General features: G+C 73.2%; 13 protein-coding genes and 2 pseudogenes. 11 read left to right on the forward strand and 4 right to left on the reverse strand.

Going from position 1 to position 14,250, the window contains the following annotated elements; genetic code table 11:
- The first annotated feature begins 13 nt into the window (after nt 1–13).
- The gene (locus tag ACZ55A_RS15090) at nt 14–1,717 is read left to right on the forward strand and encodes an IclR family transcriptional regulator domain-containing protein (RefSeq protein ID WP_468839461.1); all 1,704 of its coding nucleotides are present in this window, start codon (nt 14–16) and stop codon (nt 1,715–1,717) included.
- Entirely contained in the window at nt 1,714–2,286 is a 573-nt protein-coding gene (locus ACZ55A_RS15095) for a hypothetical protein (RefSeq protein ID WP_468839464.1), read from the forward strand. Before ACZ55A_RS15090 ends, ACZ55A_RS15095 begins: the two co-directional genes overlap by 4 nt.
- Here ACZ55A_RS15095 and ACZ55A_RS15100 read toward each other — a convergent pair.
- Together ACZ55A_RS15100 and ACZ55A_RS15105 are read right to left on the reverse strand one after the other, a co-directional pair.
- Entirely contained in the window at nt 2,273–3,640 is a 1,368-nt protein-coding gene (locus tag ACZ55A_RS15100) for an MFS transporter (protein WP_468839466.1), read from the reverse strand. The two genes, ACZ55A_RS15095 and ACZ55A_RS15100, sit on opposite strands and share 14 nt — an antisense overlap.
- Nucleotides 3,641–3,820: 180 nt before the next feature.
- Nucleotides 3,821–4,810, reverse strand: coding sequence for a YihY/virulence factor BrkB family protein (locus ACZ55A_RS15105; protein WP_468839469.1), 990 nt, complete (start codon nt 4,808–4,810; stop codon nt 3,821–3,823).
- Nucleotides 4,811–4,828: 18 nt separating this feature from the next.
- Between ACZ55A_RS15105 and ACZ55A_RS15110 the strand changes: the two genes are divergently transcribed.
- Nucleotides 4,829–6,472, forward strand: a complete 1,644-nt coding sequence (locus tag ACZ55A_RS15110) for an acyl-CoA dehydrogenase family protein (RefSeq protein ID WP_468839472.1) — start codon at nt 4,829–4,831, stop codon at nt 6,470–6,472.
- 249 nt (nt 6,473–6,721) lie between these two features.
- Here the strand turns inward: ACZ55A_RS15110 and ACZ55A_RS15115 are convergent, their stop codons facing one another.
- Nucleotides 6,722–7,147 (reverse strand): hypothetical protein, encoded by a 426-nt coding sequence (locus ACZ55A_RS15115; protein ID WP_468839475.1) that lies wholly within the window; start codon nt 7,145–7,147, stop codon nt 6,722–6,724.
- A 278-nt stretch (nt 7,148–7,425) separates the two neighbouring features.
- Between ACZ55A_RS15115 and ACZ55A_RS15120 the strand changes: the two genes are divergently transcribed.
- The 3 genes and pseudogenes from ACZ55A_RS15120 to ACZ55A_RS15130 all read left to right on the forward strand — a co-directional run bounded on the left by ACZ55A_RS15120 (nt 7,426) and on the right by ACZ55A_RS15130 (nt 9,869).
- Nucleotides 7,426–8,715 (forward strand): helix-turn-helix domain-containing protein, encoded by a 1,290-nt coding sequence (locus ACZ55A_RS15120; RefSeq protein ID WP_468839478.1) that lies wholly within the window; start codon nt 7,426–7,428, stop codon nt 8,713–8,715.
- A gap of 22 nt (nt 8,716–8,737) precedes the next feature.
- Nucleotides 8,738–9,008 (forward strand): annotated as a pseudogene (locus tag ACZ55A_RS15125) (LLM class flavin-dependent oxidoreductase); the annotation flags it as partial.
- Nucleotides 9,009–9,134: 126 nt separating this feature from the next.
- Nucleotides 9,135–9,869 carry a class F sortase gene (locus ACZ55A_RS15130; RefSeq protein WP_468839481.1) on the forward strand — a complete coding sequence of 245 codons (735 nt, stop codon included), beginning with the start codon at nt 9,135–9,137 and terminating at the stop codon, nt 9,867–9,869.
- A gap of 22 nt (nt 9,870–9,891) precedes the next feature.
- Here ACZ55A_RS15130 and ACZ55A_RS15135 read toward each other — a convergent pair.
- Nucleotides 9,892–10,368, reverse strand: a pseudogene (locus ACZ55A_RS15135) (aminoglycoside phosphotransferase family protein); the annotation flags it as partial.
- A gap of 283 nt (nt 10,369–10,651) precedes the next feature.
- On the opposite strand from ACZ55A_RS15135, the gene ACZ55A_RS15140 reads away from it, so the two are divergent.
- The 5 genes from ACZ55A_RS15140 to ACZ55A_RS15160 all read left to right on the forward strand — a co-directional run bounded on the left by ACZ55A_RS15140 (nt 10,652) and on the right by ACZ55A_RS15160 (nt 14,234).
- Nucleotides 10,652–11,245, forward strand: coding sequence for a GNAT family N-acetyltransferase (locus ACZ55A_RS15140; protein WP_468839484.1), 594 nt, complete (start codon nt 10,652–10,654; stop codon nt 11,243–11,245).
- Nucleotides 11,246–11,360: 115 nt separating this feature from the next.
- Complete coding sequence (locus ACZ55A_RS15145) at nt 11,361–11,444, forward strand: putative leader peptide (protein WP_350257049.1); 84 nt, start codon at nt 11,361–11,363, stop codon at nt 11,442–11,444.
- A 215-nt stretch (nt 11,445–11,659) separates the two neighbouring features.
- The gene (locus ACZ55A_RS15150) at nt 11,660–13,357 is read left to right on the forward strand and encodes a nitrite/sulfite reductase (RefSeq protein ID WP_468839487.1); all 1,698 of its coding nucleotides are present in this window, start codon (nt 11,660–11,662) and stop codon (nt 13,355–13,357) included.
- Complete coding sequence (locus ACZ55A_RS15155; RefSeq protein WP_468839490.1) at nt 13,354–13,545, forward strand: hypothetical protein; 192 nt, start codon at nt 13,354–13,356, stop codon at nt 13,543–13,545. The genes ACZ55A_RS15150 and ACZ55A_RS15155 overlap by 4 nt, the downstream gene beginning before the upstream one ends.
- On the forward strand, nt 13,542–14,234 hold the full coding sequence (locus tag ACZ55A_RS15160; protein WP_468839492.1) for a phosphoadenylyl-sulfate reductase: 693 nt from the start codon (nt 13,542–13,544) through the stop codon (nt 14,232–14,234). Before ACZ55A_RS15155 ends, ACZ55A_RS15160 begins: the two co-directional genes overlap by 4 nt.
- Nucleotides 14,235–14,250 lie beyond the last annotated feature (16 nt).

A 14,250-nucleotide genomic window follows, 5' to 3' on the forward strand; every position in this document is an offset into this window, starting at 1 on the left:
GATGGAGAGGCCCATGACTCGCCCCGTCCCCACCGCCCCCTCCTCGCCGGCCCCGCCTCCGGAGGCGGTGGGCCCGCTGATGCGCGGCCTGTCCGTGCTGCACGAGCTGGCGGTCGGCGGCGGCCGGCTGCCGGTCGGCGACCTGGTGCGTCTCACCGGCCTGGCCCGCTCCACCGTCGACCGCGTGCTGAGCACCCTCGCCCGGATCGGATACGTACGGACCGAGGGCCGGGACGCGGTGCTGGCACCGCGGCTGCTGGAGCTCGGCAACGCCTACCTCGCCGCGTCCGAACTCCCCGACCGGCTCGGTCCGCTCGCCGACCGGCTGGCCGACGAGCTCGACGAGTCGGTCTCGCTCGCCGTACCCGACGGCGACGGGGTGCGCTTCGTCCACCAGGCGACCCGCCGCCGCGCCATGTCCCTGGCCTTCCGCATCGGCGATCTGCTGCCCGCCGAACGCGGCGCGCCCGGCGCCTTGTTCGCGGACGCCTGGGACACGGCGGACTGGCGGCGCTGGCGGGCACGCCGTGCGGCCGACCCGACGGACGCCGGCTTCCCCGCCGTACCACCGCGGCGCGCCGACGAGGACGCGGACGCCTCGGCCGCGGCGTTCGAGGCACGGGTGGCCGCCGCCCGCACCGCCGGCTGGTCGGTCGACGACCAGCTCCTCGAACCGGGCCTGGTCGCCGTCGCCGCGCCGGTCCGGGACGCCGCCGGACGCACGGTCTGCGCGCTCAGCGTCGTCAGCCACACCAGCAGGCTCGGCGCGGCCGAGCTGCCCGATGCGGTGCTCCCCCGCCTCCGCGACACGGTCGCGGCGATGGAGTACGCGCTGCGCTCACCCCAGGACGGCCCGTCCGCCGCCTCCGGCGCGCCCGCCGGCCCTGAGCACCCCCCGCACGCCACCTGGATGCGTGCCTCCAAGCAGGAACTGGGCCCCGAGTTCGTCGAATCGATGGCCCGGGGCCTGCTCACCCTCACCGCATTCGGCGCCGGCCGCGCCGAACTCCCGCTCACCGCCGTGGCGGAGGCCACCGGCCTGGCCCGCGCCACCGCCCGCCGCGCCCTGATCACGCTGGAACACCTCGGCTACCTCGCCACCGACGGCAAGCTCTTCCGTCTCACACCGAAGGTGCTGGAGCTGGGCTTTGCGCACCTCTCCGGCCTGACGCTGCCCACCATCGCCCAGCCGCACCTTGCCGCGCTGGTCGAGCGGGTGCATGACTCCGCCTCGATGGCGGTCCTTTCCGGCGACGACATCCAGTACGTCGCCCGCGTCCCCACCGTGCGCATCATGAGCGTCAACATCACCGTGGGCACCCGCTTCCCCGCGTACCCGACGTCCATGGGCCGCGTCCTGCTGGCCGATCTGCACCCCGCCGAGCTCTCCGCGCGGCTGGCCCACACCGACCTCGCACCGCTCACCCGCCACACCGTGACCGACCCCGGACGGCTCCTCGCCCTCCTGGAGCAGGTCCGCACCGACGGCTACGCCCTCGTCGACGAGGAACTGGAGGAGGGCCTGCGCTCGCTCGCCGTCCCCGTCCACGACCGCACCGGCCGGGTCGTCGCCGCCGTCAACGTCTCGACCCACGCGGGCCGTTGCACCCCCGAAGAGGCCCGCGAAACGATCCTGCCGGCTCTGCGCACCGCCGCCGAGGCCATCGAGGCCGACCTGCGGGTGGCGGGCCGCTACGCCAGGATTCCGGCGCTGTGACGCCCATGGCGACGGTCCCGGCCGGCCTCCCCGAACCGGCCGGCCTTCCCGGTCTCCTCGCCGAGGTGGCCCTGACCGGCCGGTACGGGCCCGCCCGCTGCGGCGTACCGCTGGCCGATGTATCGGCCGTGCTGGGTGAGCCGTTCGCGATGCTGCCCGGGCAGCGGCCGCCGAGGCTCTTCGGGTTCGGGGACCTGGAGGTGGGGGTGTGCCGGTGCGGGGCCGTGGACTCGGTGTGCGTCCAGACCTGGCGGGACGAGGTCGAGCTGCCGGCGGTGGACGGGTCCGGGATGCGGCGGTTCGCCGGGGAGGTCACCCGGGCGCGGGTCGTAGCGGCCCTGGAGGCCCGGGGCTGCGGCTGGCAGCCGTACGAACCGCTCACCTTCGGCAGCCAGTTGACCTTGACCGCAGGGGAGCACGGGGTGAGCTTCACGTTCGAGGCGGCGGAGGGGACACCTGGGCCGTCCGGTGCCGACGCCGCGGCCGAACCCGTGCTCCACGTCGTCGGCATTCCGTGCCCGGATCACCGGTGTCCGGACACGGCGGCCCCGGACGCTACTCGGCGCTGACCGGCGCCGGTGCCGTGGCCGTCGTCGCCGGGCGGCCGATGCGGCGGGCGAGGGGCACCAGGCCGATGGCGAGGGCGCCGAGCAGACCGGCCAAGGCGAAGGCGGTGAAGCCCAGTTGGTCGTTGCCGGAGGCGGCCAGGGTGCCGCCCAGCCAGGGGCCGGCCACGGCTCCGGTGCGGCCGATGCCGGTGACCCAGCCCAGTCCGGTGGCGCGTTCGGCGGCCGGATAGACGCGGTTGGCGGCCGCGTAGACCATCACCTGGGCGCTGAAGAGCCAGATACCGGTGGCCGCGACCACGACGTAGGTGAGGGCGAGCGGCAGCTGCGCGCCGAGGAGCAGGGCGCCGGCGGCGGTCAGCAGGAACCAGAGGGCGGAGACCTTGACCGGGCCGTAGCGGTCGGCGGTGCGGCCGGCGATCAGCATGCCGACGATGCCGCCGGCGTTGATGATGAGCAGAAAGCTGACCGAGGACGTCAGGCCGTAGCCCGAGGCACGCATCATCTGCGGCAGCCAGGTGCTGACGCCGTAGACCAGGAGCAGACCGGAGAACGAGGCGAGCCAGAGGAGGGGCGTGGCCCAGCGGGCGCCGGGGCGGAAGAGGGCGAGGACGGAGTCCAGCCGGCCCTTGGCCCCTCGGGCCGGCGCATCGGCGGGGACCGGGCGGGCCATGCCGTAGCGGTCGGCGACCGCATCGGCCTCCGCGGTACGGCCCTTGGCGAGCAGCACCCCGGGGGATTCCGGGAGCAGCCGCAGCAGCAGGGGCGCGGCGATGACGGCGGGCAGCACCCCGGCCCAGAAGACCCAGCGCCAGCCGTACGCGGGGGCGAGCGTGAGGCCCAGGCCCGTCGCGACCATGCCGCCCGCGTGATACGAGGTCATCAGCAGGCCGGTGGCGAGCGCGGCCCGGCGCGGTGGGGCGAACTCCATCACCATCGACAGACAGAGCGGCATCAGGCCGCCGAGGCCGAGGCCGGCCAGGAAGCGGCCGGCGCCGAACGGTGCGGCCGAGCCGGCGAGGGCGCAGACCGCCGAACCCGCGGAGAACAGCAGCACGCTGGTGACCAGGACCGGGCGGCGGCCCAGCCAGTCGGTGAGGGTGCCGGTGCTCAGTGCGCCGATCAGCATGCCGAAGGTGGTCCAGCTGCCGATCGTGCCGGCCGCGCCGGGGGTGAGGCCGAGGCCGGGGTCGTCGAGCATATGAGGCATGACGGCGCCGTAGACGTTGACGTCCATCCCGTCGAAGAAGACCGCGAGCCAGCACAGGGCGAGGACGGGGGCGACGGAGCGGAAGGTGTGGCGGCGGCCGGGGGACGCGGGGGTGCCGGTGGTCGGCGGTGGACTGGAGGGCGACATGGGGACCTCGGATTCACGAGTCGCGGACGCGGTGCGCGGTGCGCGGTGCGCCGTGCACGGAGGCGGCGCTCGGGCGTGAGCGGGTGCACGGAAGACGATGTTCGCCAGGTGAACTTTCGTTCGCAATGTGGTGGGCAGGATCATCCGCCCGAGGTCCTGGGCTGTCAATGGGGCGTGCGCTCAGTCGTCGCGCGCGTCGCCGGCGGCGTCCCGCTTCGCCGCAGCCCGGCGGGCGACCTCCTCGCGCGCCGCGGCCGTGGCGACCGACGGCCACACCCGGTCGAGCGAGGCATTCATCGCCGCACCGACCAGCACCGCGAAGGCGGAAACCCCGATCCACAGCAGTACCGCGACGGGTGCGGCCAACGAGCCGTAGATCGTGGGCCCCTCGACCGTCGAGACGAGGTAGAGCCGCAGCAGAAAGCTGCCGAGCACCCAGATGCCGAGCGCGACCACCGCACCGGGAATGTCCTCCGGCCACGGCGAGCGGACCGGCACGGACAGGTGGTAGAGCGTGGTGAGGAAGGCGACGGACACCAGCAGGACGACCGGCCAGTACAGCGCCCGGATGATGTGCTCGCTGGCCGGCAGCCAGCCCACGACGGTGTCGGGGCCGACCACCATCAGCGGCAGCGCGACGGCGCCGACGACCAGCCCTCCGAGGTAGAGCACGAAGGCCAGCAGCCGGGTCTTGACGATGCCGCGCCGGCCGTCGAGCCCGTACATGATGGTGATGGTGTCGACAAAGACATTGAGCGCCCGGGAGCCGGACCACAGCGCGATGGCGAAGCCGATGGAGATGATGTCGGGGCGGCGGCCGGTGAAGACATCGTTCAGCAGCGGCCGGGCGATCTCGTTGACGCCCTTGTCGGAGAGCACCGTGCCGGCGGCGCCGAGGATGTGCCGGCGGACGCTGTCGAGGGTGTCGTGCCCGATCCACTCCTGCGTATAGCCGAGCACACCGAGCAGTCCCAGGATCAGCGGCGGCAGCGACAGCAGACACCAGAAGGCGGCCTCGGCGGCCAGACCGGTGACCCGGTAGGTCATGCAGGAGTGGACGATGTCCTTGAGCAGCAGCCAGACCAGCCGGCGCTTGGAGACATTGCGGTACAGCACGCGGGCCCTGGTCAGACGGCCCGCCCGCTCGGTTGGTTCGTTTGCCGGCTGCACCTCCTTACCGTATCTGGCATGGCAGCCACCACTCACACGGTCACGAACCAGCCCCCGCCGCTGGTCGGCTATGACGTCTTCGCCACCGACCCGGCCCTCACCGAGGGCGTCACCCGGTATGTCGCCGACGCCCGTCTCGACGAGGTACGCGAGGAGCTGAGCCGGCTGGGGCAGGCGGCCGGCTCGGCGCACGCCCAGAAATGGGCCGAGCAGGCCAACGCACATCCGCCGGTGCTGCGCACCCACGACCGCTACGGCCGTCGCATCGACGAGGTGGAGTTCCACCCGGCCTGGCACCGGCTGCTCGGCCACGCCGTCTCCGCCGGACTCAACGCCGCCTGGTCCCGGCCCGACGGCCATCTCCGGCGCACCGCGGGCTTCCTCGTATGGACCCAGGCCGAGGCGGGGCACGGCTGCCCGCTGTCGATGACCCATGCCGCGGTGCCCACCCTCCGCCATGAGCCGGAGCTGGCCGCCGAGTGGGAGCCGCTGCTGACCTCGTGGGTGTACGAGCAGGAGTTGCGGCCGGCCGCCGAGAAGGCCGGTGCGCTGGCGGGCATGGCCATGACGGAGAAGCAGGGCGGCAGCGACGTACGGGCCAACACCACCCGCGCCGAGCCGCTGGCTGCGGCCGGCGAGTACGTGCTGACCGGGCACAAGTGGTTCTGTTCGGCGCCGATGTCGGACGCCTTCCTGGTGCTGGCCCAGGCACCGGGCGGGCTCACCTGTTTTCTGCTGCCGCGGGTGCTGCCGGACGGCAGCCGTAACGCGTTCCGTATCCAGCGGCTCAAGGACAAGCTCGGCAACCGCTCCAACGCCTCGGCGGAGGTCGAGTTCGACGGGCAGAGCTGGGCGCGCAGGGTCGGCGAGGAAGGGCGCGGGGTCGCCACGATCATCGAGATGGTGGCGGCGACCCGGCTGGACTGCGTCAGCGCGTCGGCCGCGGTGATGCGGCAGGCGGTGGCGCAGGCGCTGCACCACACCGCGTACCGGGAGGCGTTCGGCGGCCGGCTGGCCGACAAGCCGCTGATGCGCAATGTGCTGGCCGATCTGGCGCTGGAGTCGGAGGCGGCGACCACGCTCGCGCTGCGGCTGGCGGCGGCGTACGACGCCGACACCGAGCTGGACCGGCACCTGCTGCGCCTGGCGGTCCCGGCGGCGAAGTACTGGGTGACCAAGCGGTGCACGCCGGTGGTCACCGAGGCGCTGGAGTGCCTGGGCGGCAACGGATACGTCGAGGAGTCGGGCATGCCGCGGCTGCTGCGCGAGGCACCGCTCAACTCGATCTGGGAGGGCTCCGGCAACGTCCAGGCGCTGGATGTGCTGCGGGCCCTGCGGCGCGAACCCGCGGCGCTGAACGCCTTTCTCACCGAGATCGGTACGGCGCGGGGCGCGGATCACCGGCTGGACCGGGCGATCAAGGGGATGCTCACCGAACTCGCCGATCTGGAGGGCGCCGAGGCGCGGGCCCGGCGCCTGGTGGAGCGGATGGCGCTGGTGTTGCAGGGCTCGCTGCTGGTGCGCCACGCACCGCCCGAGGTCGCGGACGCGTTCTGCGCCTCCCGGCTGGGCGGCGATGCGGGCGCCGCGTTCGGGACGCTGCCGCACACGCTGGATCTCGCGGCAATCGTGACCCGGTCGCGGCCGGTCCTCGACCGCTGAGCCCGCGGCACGGTGGCCGGCCGCCGTCCACCGTGGCGGGGCCGCCGGCCTCCCTCCGTACGGCCAACGACGCGGCGGCGGCTCCCCGTCGCCTCCGGGCCGTTGCCTCACGAAGGGACGGGGACGGGGGATGCCGCCGCCGCGCCGGTCAGGGAGCGGTGCCGCGCCGACTCGGCACCGCTCCCCGGTCTCAGGGGCCATCAGGGGTGAATCCCGGACCGGGCCGCCGGCCGATCCCCGCCACAAGCCCTACGGCAGGTCCCTCGGCCCGGGCCCGTCCGCCGCGGTGCGCCCGCGCAGCGCCGCATCGATGGCCATGATGATCTCGCCGTCCGGTGCGTCCGGCGGGAAGGCGGCCAGCGCCCCGCGCGCCTCGTAGTAGCGCAGCACCCGGCAGGCCTCGTCCGCGCCGGTCCAGCCCGCCCCGCGCAGCACCACCACGAGGTCGGCGCAGGCCAGCGCGGCCAGCAGACCGCCGGCCGCGGCCACCCGGTCGAGCAGTTGGGGGGCGCTGTCGATGACATAGCCGTCGGCGGGCGGCGGCTGACGCTTGATCAGCACATCCACCGCGGGCAGCCGGGGGACCCCGTAGTGGCCGGCCAGCCGGGCGGCCCGCGCGCCACGCACCCCCTCACCCGCGCCGATCACCACGACGCGCGGAGCAGCGGCCACCATGGTGAGCCCCCTCCCCCGCACCGTGCCGTTGTCGCGCGTGGCGGCCGATGGAATCCCGGCGACAACCGGCGGGTTCTCCGACGGGTGACCGGCGAACCTCGTGGTGGCGAGAAGCCATCGGCCGCTCGGATCAGCCTCCCCGTCCGCGTCATAGGCCACAACGGTTGCAGAGCGTTGCAGTGCCCCGCGGTCGGTCGGGACAATGGCCCTTCCAGGACGGCCCGGTGACGGCACGACAGGCACCTGACGGCGGCGGACAGTGCACAACGGAGAACAGCGTGAGCGACAGACCGATCGACAGCGCCATCTGGTCGGCCCAGGAGATCCGCGCGACGGCCCGTCGGCTCGCCTCCGTCCGTGAGGCCGCGCTCGCGGGGGAGACACCGCCCGACGCACCGCTGGACGCGCCCCGCGCGGTGATCGGCGAGTCCTGGCGCCGGGTGCTGATATCCGGTGTGGACCCGGACGGTGAACCGCCCCACCGCCCGCTGTCGGTGGCCGAGTTGGAGCACCGACGGCAGAAGTCACAGCTGGCGGCGGTGCTGCCGGTGCTCCACGAGGGGCTGCTGGCGACCGCCGACGCGGCCCAGCAGATCATGGTCGTCACCGATGCCGAGGGCCGGGTGCTGTGGCGGGAGGGCAGCGCCCCGGTACGGCGGATGGCCGACCGGCTCGGCTTCGACAAGGGCGCGGACTGGACGGAGGACGCCGTCGGCACCAACGCGATCGGCACCGCGCTGGTGGCCCACCGTCCGGTGCTGGTGCACTCCGCCGAGCACTTCCTCCGCAGCCACCATCAGTGGACCTGTGCCGCGGCGCCGCTGCACGACCCGCGCGACGGGCGGCTGTTGGGCACCGTGGACATCAGTGGCCCCGCGCACACCTTCCACCCCACCACGCTCTCGCTGGTGTCCGCGGTCGCGCGGCTCGCGGAGGGCGAGCTGCGCACCCGCCACCACCAGTCCCTGGAGCGGCTGCGGTCGAGCGCGGCGCCGGTGCTGGCACGGCTCGGCGGGCAGGCGCTGGCCGTCGACCCCAGAGGCTGGGTGGTGGGCGTGACGGGCCTGACCCCGCCGGACCGGGTGGCGCTGCCCAAGACGCCTGAGGCCGGGCCGCTGTGGCTGCCGCGCTATGGGGCGTGCACCCTGGAGCCGCTGCCCGGCGGCTGGCTGATCCGGGTCGGCCGGCCGGAGCGGGAGGCCGGGCCGAGCCGGGTGGTCCTGGACGTCAGCGGCCGGGACGGCTCCACGGTCACGGTCAGCGGCCCGGCCGGCAGCTGGTCGCACGAGCTGTCCCCGCGCCATGCCGAGCTGCTGTTCGTCCTCGCCGCGCATCCGGAGGGGCGCAGCGCCGCCGAACTGGCCCAGGATCTGTTCGGTGACGGCAGCCGTACGGTCACGGTGCGCGCCGAACTGTCCCGTCTGCGCCGCCACCTCGGGGGCGTGCTGGCGCACCGGCCGTACCGCTTCGCCGACGGGGTGGAGGTGGAACTCCGGCTGCCGCGACGGCCCGGCCGGCTGCTGCCGCACTCGCTGGCACCCGCGGTGGCGGCGGCGCGGCGGGAGTGACGGGCACGAGCCGCCGCGCTGGATGGCGACCCTGCGGCGCATCTGGTCCGGTGAGCCGCTCTCCGCGGAGGCCGGCCCGATCGGTCCCGCTCCGGCGCGGCCCGGCGGGCCCGAGGTGCTGTTCGGCGGGTTCGTACCCGCCGTGGTGGAGCGGGTCGCCCGCTGGGGCGACGGCATCCTCGGCGCCGCACTGCCGTCCAGCAGATGGACCGGCTGTTCCGTGATGTGGAGGCGGCCTGGTCCGGGCCGGACGCACCGGCCGGCCCCGGCTGCCGGCCCAGGTCAATGCGGCCGGCCGCAGCCGCCACCCGTTCGGCCCGCCCCCGTCGCCGTCCCCCGGGACGGGCCTAAGGGTGGTCCCGTAATCCCTGGCGACCGGGGATGAGGCGACCCGGGGCGCGCGGGCCGGGAGGTGAGCGATGAGTCCGACGGGCGGGCCGGAGGCGCCGGCGGCATCCGAGGTGTCTTCGGCGGCACCGGCGGCATCCGGGGCGACTCCGACGGCTGCCGGGCCCCGGCCCAGACGGGGCGTGCTGGCGCTGATCGCCCTCGTCGGGTTCGGCATGCTGCGCAACGGGCTGTCCGACGACATGGGGCCGCCGCAGCCGGGGGCCGCCACCTCGCTCTCCCCCGGATTTCCCGGTGACACCCCGCCCGAAGGACCGGCCCCGCCGCCGCTGCCCCGCTCCGCCCCCTCCCGGGTGGTGATCCCCTCGCTCAGGGTCTCCGCCCCGGTGCTGCCGGTGGGCCTGGACGCGGACGGCTGGATCGAGGCCCCGCCGGCCGAGGACCCTCAACTGGCGGGCTGGTACGAGGGCGCACCGTCCCCGGGCGAGCGCGGCACCGCCGTCCTCGTCGGGCATGTCGACAATCTCAGCGGACCGGCGGTCTTCTTCGGACTGGGCGCCCTGGAGAAGGGCCGGACGATCCGGGTGACCCGTGAGGACGGGCGGACCGCGGTCTTCGAGGTCTACGGCATCCAGGTCTTCGACAAGCGGAACTTCCCCGCCCGCAGGGTCTACGCCGACACCGGACGCCCCGAGCTGCGGGTGCTGACCTGTGGGGGCAACTACGCCGCGGGCTCCGGCTATACGGGCAATGTGGTGGTCTTCGCCAGGATGACCGCCCGGGCGACGGGCGACGGGCGGGTGTGACACCGCCTCGCCCCCGCCCGCCTCACCCCGTCCCGAACCACGCCCCGGCGAGCGAACGCAGCGTCCCCTCCGCGGGTGCGTGCAGCTCCCGCAGGTACCAGGGGAGGTTGCTGTACACGTGCAGCAGCGTGTACGCGAGCAGTTGGGAGGGCTCGAAGCTACTGCCGTACGACGTGACGAGCCGGGCCAGCAGCTGCGGATCCCCGCGGGTGACGAACAGACCGACACCGACGAAGTCGTAGGCGCGGTCCCCGATCATGGCCGGTTCGAAGTCGAAGAGCCCCGTCAGGCGCCAGCCGTCGGGATCGACCAGGAAGTGCTGCTGCATGACCTCGGTGTGCAGCAGGGAACGGTGCGGGGAGCGGGGCAGCGGGACCGAGTCCAGGAACGCCGGGATCTGCTCCAGCCAGGCGGCGGGCAGTCCGTGGGCGCGCTGCTGTTCCACGGCTGCTGCCCGCCGGCGGTCCAGGAAGGCGCCCCAGTCTCCGGGGCCGAGGACGCCTTCGTCCGTTTCCACCGCAGGCAGCATGATCGGAACCGTAGGCAGCCGGACGGCGGGCGGCAACGCGTTTTCCCGGCCCTCGCCTCCGGTGAGCGGACGGCGGCAGCGGCCGGGTGAGCCGGCCCGGGCGGCGAAGGGGGCGTTCCGCGTTCCGCCCGGTGAACCAATGTCTCAGCATGTGGATGATCCCGGCGTTCCGCCCCGGCCGGGGGCCCTTCCCGGCCATGCAGCCCGGCTAATTGGCTCCCGCACCGTCCTGGGTATGTGATGTGCTGGCCGCATGAGCATCTCGGTCACCACGTGGTACCTCGAGCAGACCTCGCGCGCCGACCTGTCCCCCGTACAGGAGCTGCCCGCCGAGCAGGGCGTCCGCATCATCCGGTCCGAGGTGCCTTCGCCGGAATTCAGCCGCTTCCTCTATACGGCGGTCGGCGGTGACGTCACCTGGACCGACCGGCTTTCCTGGACGTACGCGCAGTGGACGGAGTACCTGGGGCGGCCGGGGGTGGAGACCTGGGTGGCGTACGAGCGCGGTACGCCCGCCGGATTCATCGAGCTCGAAGCGGCACCGGACGGATCCGTGGAGATCGTCTACTTCGGCCTCGTGCCGGCCTTCCGGGGGCGCCGGATAGGCGGGTACCTGCTGGCGTACGGGATCGAGCGGGCCTGGGACCTGGCCGGGCGATGGCCGGGACAGGCGCCGACGAAGCGGGTCTGGCTGCACACGTGCACCCTGGACGGCACGCATGCGATGGACAACTACCGGCGGCGCGGGTTCCGGGTGTACGACACCACGGTGACCGAGGAGCCCGAGGTGCCGGCGCCGGGCCCGTGGCCTGGCGCGGGACCCGTCACGGCCGTCGCGGCCGGATGACCTCCGTCCCCGGCGGAGAGTGACCGACATCACGGCGTCTCGCGATGCGGGACAGCTTTGTCCATATCTTGGATAGCGGTGGACTGGCCGGAGAACGGCGTGCCACGCTTCCGTCATGTCTCGAGCTGGAATTGCCTTGGTGAGTCGGCGGCACGTCGACCTCGGCCGCATGTCCAGCGCCATTTGTCGGGCGGGCTGAGGCTGTACCCACCTGTGGGGTCATTGCCCCCGGACAGCACCCAGCACCACCGCACACCCCGCCGTCCCCACCGTCGTCGGACGCGCTGAAACCCCCGGCCCGAAGACCTTCCCGACGCGTCGCCACGCGCCGCTCTTCGGTATGTCTGCGCAGGCCGTCGCGGGTGCCCGGCGCCGGTCCCGATCCCTCGAGCCCGCCCAGAAGGACGTACCTCCATGGCCGCCAACCCGAACAGCCCCGCAGCCGCCACGACCCGCCGCAAGGCCGGACGCCACCGCGGCGAGGGCCAGTGGGCCGTAGGTCACTTCACGCCGCTCAACGGCAATGAGCAGTTCAAGAAGGACGACGACGGTCTCAATGTGCGGACACGCATTGAGACGATCTACTCCAAGGCCGGATTCGACTCGATCGACCCCAACGACCTGCGCGGGCGGATGCGTTGGTGGGGTCTGTACACCCAGCGCAAGCCCGGGATCGACGGCGGCAAGACCGCGATCCTGGAGCCCGAGGAGCTGGACGACAAGTACTTCATGCTGCGGGTCCGGATCGACGGCGGACGGCTGACCGTGGCCCAGCTGCGCGCCATCGGCGAGGTCTCCGAGCAGTACGCCCGCGGCACCGCGGACATCACCGACCGGCAGAACATCCAGCTGCACTGGATCCGCATCGAGGACGTCCCCGCCATCTGGGAGAAGCTGGAGGCCGTCGGGCTCTCCACGACCGAGGCGTGCGGCGACTGCCCGCGCGTGATCATCGGTTCCCCGGTGGCCGGTATCGCGGCGGACGAGATCATCGACGGCACCCCGGCCGTGGACGAGATCCACGAGCGCTACATCGGCAGCAAGGAATTCTCCAACCTGCCGCGCAAGTTCAAGACCGCGATATCCGGCTCGCCGGTACAGGACGTGGTCCACGAGATCAATGACGTGGCCTTCGTCGGCGTCGTCCACCCCGAGCACGGCCCCGGCTTCGACCTCTGGGTCGGCGGCGGACTGTCCACCAACCCCAAGCTCGCCCAGCGCCTGGGCACCTGGGTCCCGCTGGACGAGGTCGCCGACGTATGGGCCGGTGTCGTCGGGATCTTCCGCGACTACGGCTACCGCCGGCTGCGCACCCGCGCCCGGCTGAAGTTCCTGATGGCCGACTGGGGTCCGGAGAAGTTCCGCCAGGTGCTGGAGGACGAGTACCTTCAGCGCAAGCTCCTCGACGGCCCGGCGCCCGAACAGCCGGTCTCCAAGTGGCGTGACCACATCGGTGTGCACCAGCAGCAGGACGGCCGCTTCTACGTGGGCTTCGCCCCGCGGGTCGGCCGGGTCGACGGCACCACCCTCACCAAGATCGCCGAACTGGCCGCCGCGCACGGCTCCGACCGGCTGCGCACCACCGTCGAGCAGAAGATGATCATCCTCGATGTGACGCAGGACCAGGTCGATGCGCTGGTCGCCGGGCTGGAGGCACTGGACTTCCAGGTCAACCCCTCGCCGTTCCGGCGCGGCACGATGGCCTGCACCGGTATCGAGTTCTGCAAGCTCGCCATCGTCGAGACCAAGGGCCGCGGCGCGTCCCTCATCGACGAACTGGAGCGCCGGATGCCGGACTTCCAGGAGCCGGTCACCATCAACCTCAACGGCTGCCCGAACGCCTGCGCCCGCATCCAGGTCGCGGACATCGGTCTCAAGGGACAGCTGGTGCTGGACGACAACGGCAACCAGGTCGAGGGCTACCAGGTGCACCTGGGCGGCGCGCTGGGCCTGGAGCCCGGGTTCGGCCGCAAGGTCCGCGGTCTGAAGGTCACCGCCGACGAACTCCCCGACTACGTCGAGCGGGTGCTGCGCAACTTCGAGGAGCAGCGCGAGGAGGGCGAGCGGTTCGCCACCTGGGCGGCCCGGGCGGAAGAGGGTGCGCTGAAGTGAGCGAGCGAGCGGCGCCGTTCTACTGCCCGTACTGCGGGGACGAGGACCTGCGGCCTTCCGAGGACGAGGGGCACGGTGCGTGGGAATGCCGGGCGTGCAGCCGCGCGTTCCGGCTGAAGTTCCTGGGCCTGCTGGCCCCGGGAGCCACCGGCCCCTCCCCTTCCGCTTCCGACGGAGGTACTTCGTGACCACCGCTACCGACCTTCAGCAGCTCGCCGAGCAGGCGGGCCGCGACCTGGAGGACGCATCCGCCCTGGACATCCTCACCTGGGCCACCGAGACCTTCGGTCCGCGCTTCTGCGTCACCTCCTCGATGGAGGACGCAGTCGTCGCGCACCTGGCCTCGCGGGTCTTCCCGGGCGTGGACGTGGTCTTCCTGGACACCGGCTACCACTTCCCGGAGACCATCGGGACCCGGGACGCGGTCGCCGAGGTGATGGACGTCAACGTCATCACCCTGACGCCGCGGCAGACCGTGGCCGAGCAGGACGCCGAGTACGGCCCGAAGCTGCATGACCGCAACCCCGACCTGTGCTGCGCGCTGCGCAAGGTCAAGCCGCTCGAAGAGGGCCTGACCGGGTACGACGCATGGGCGACCGGGCTGCGCCGGGACGAATCGCCGACCCGGGCCAACACCCCGGTGGTCGGCTGGGACCCCAAGCGGCAGAAGGTGAAGGTCTCCCCGATCGCCCGCTGGACCCAGGCCGACGTGGACGCGTACGTGACCGAGCACGGTGTGCTCACCAACCCGCTGCTGATGGACGGCTACGCCTCCGTCGGCTGCGCGCCCTGCACCCGCCGGGTGCTTCAGGGCGAGGACGCCAGGTCCGGCCGCTGGGCCGGGAGCAACAAGACCGAGTGCGGGCTGCACGGATGACAGAGCATCAGGAGAT

The organism is Streptomyces sp. NPDC034111, from assembly GCF_055575375.1.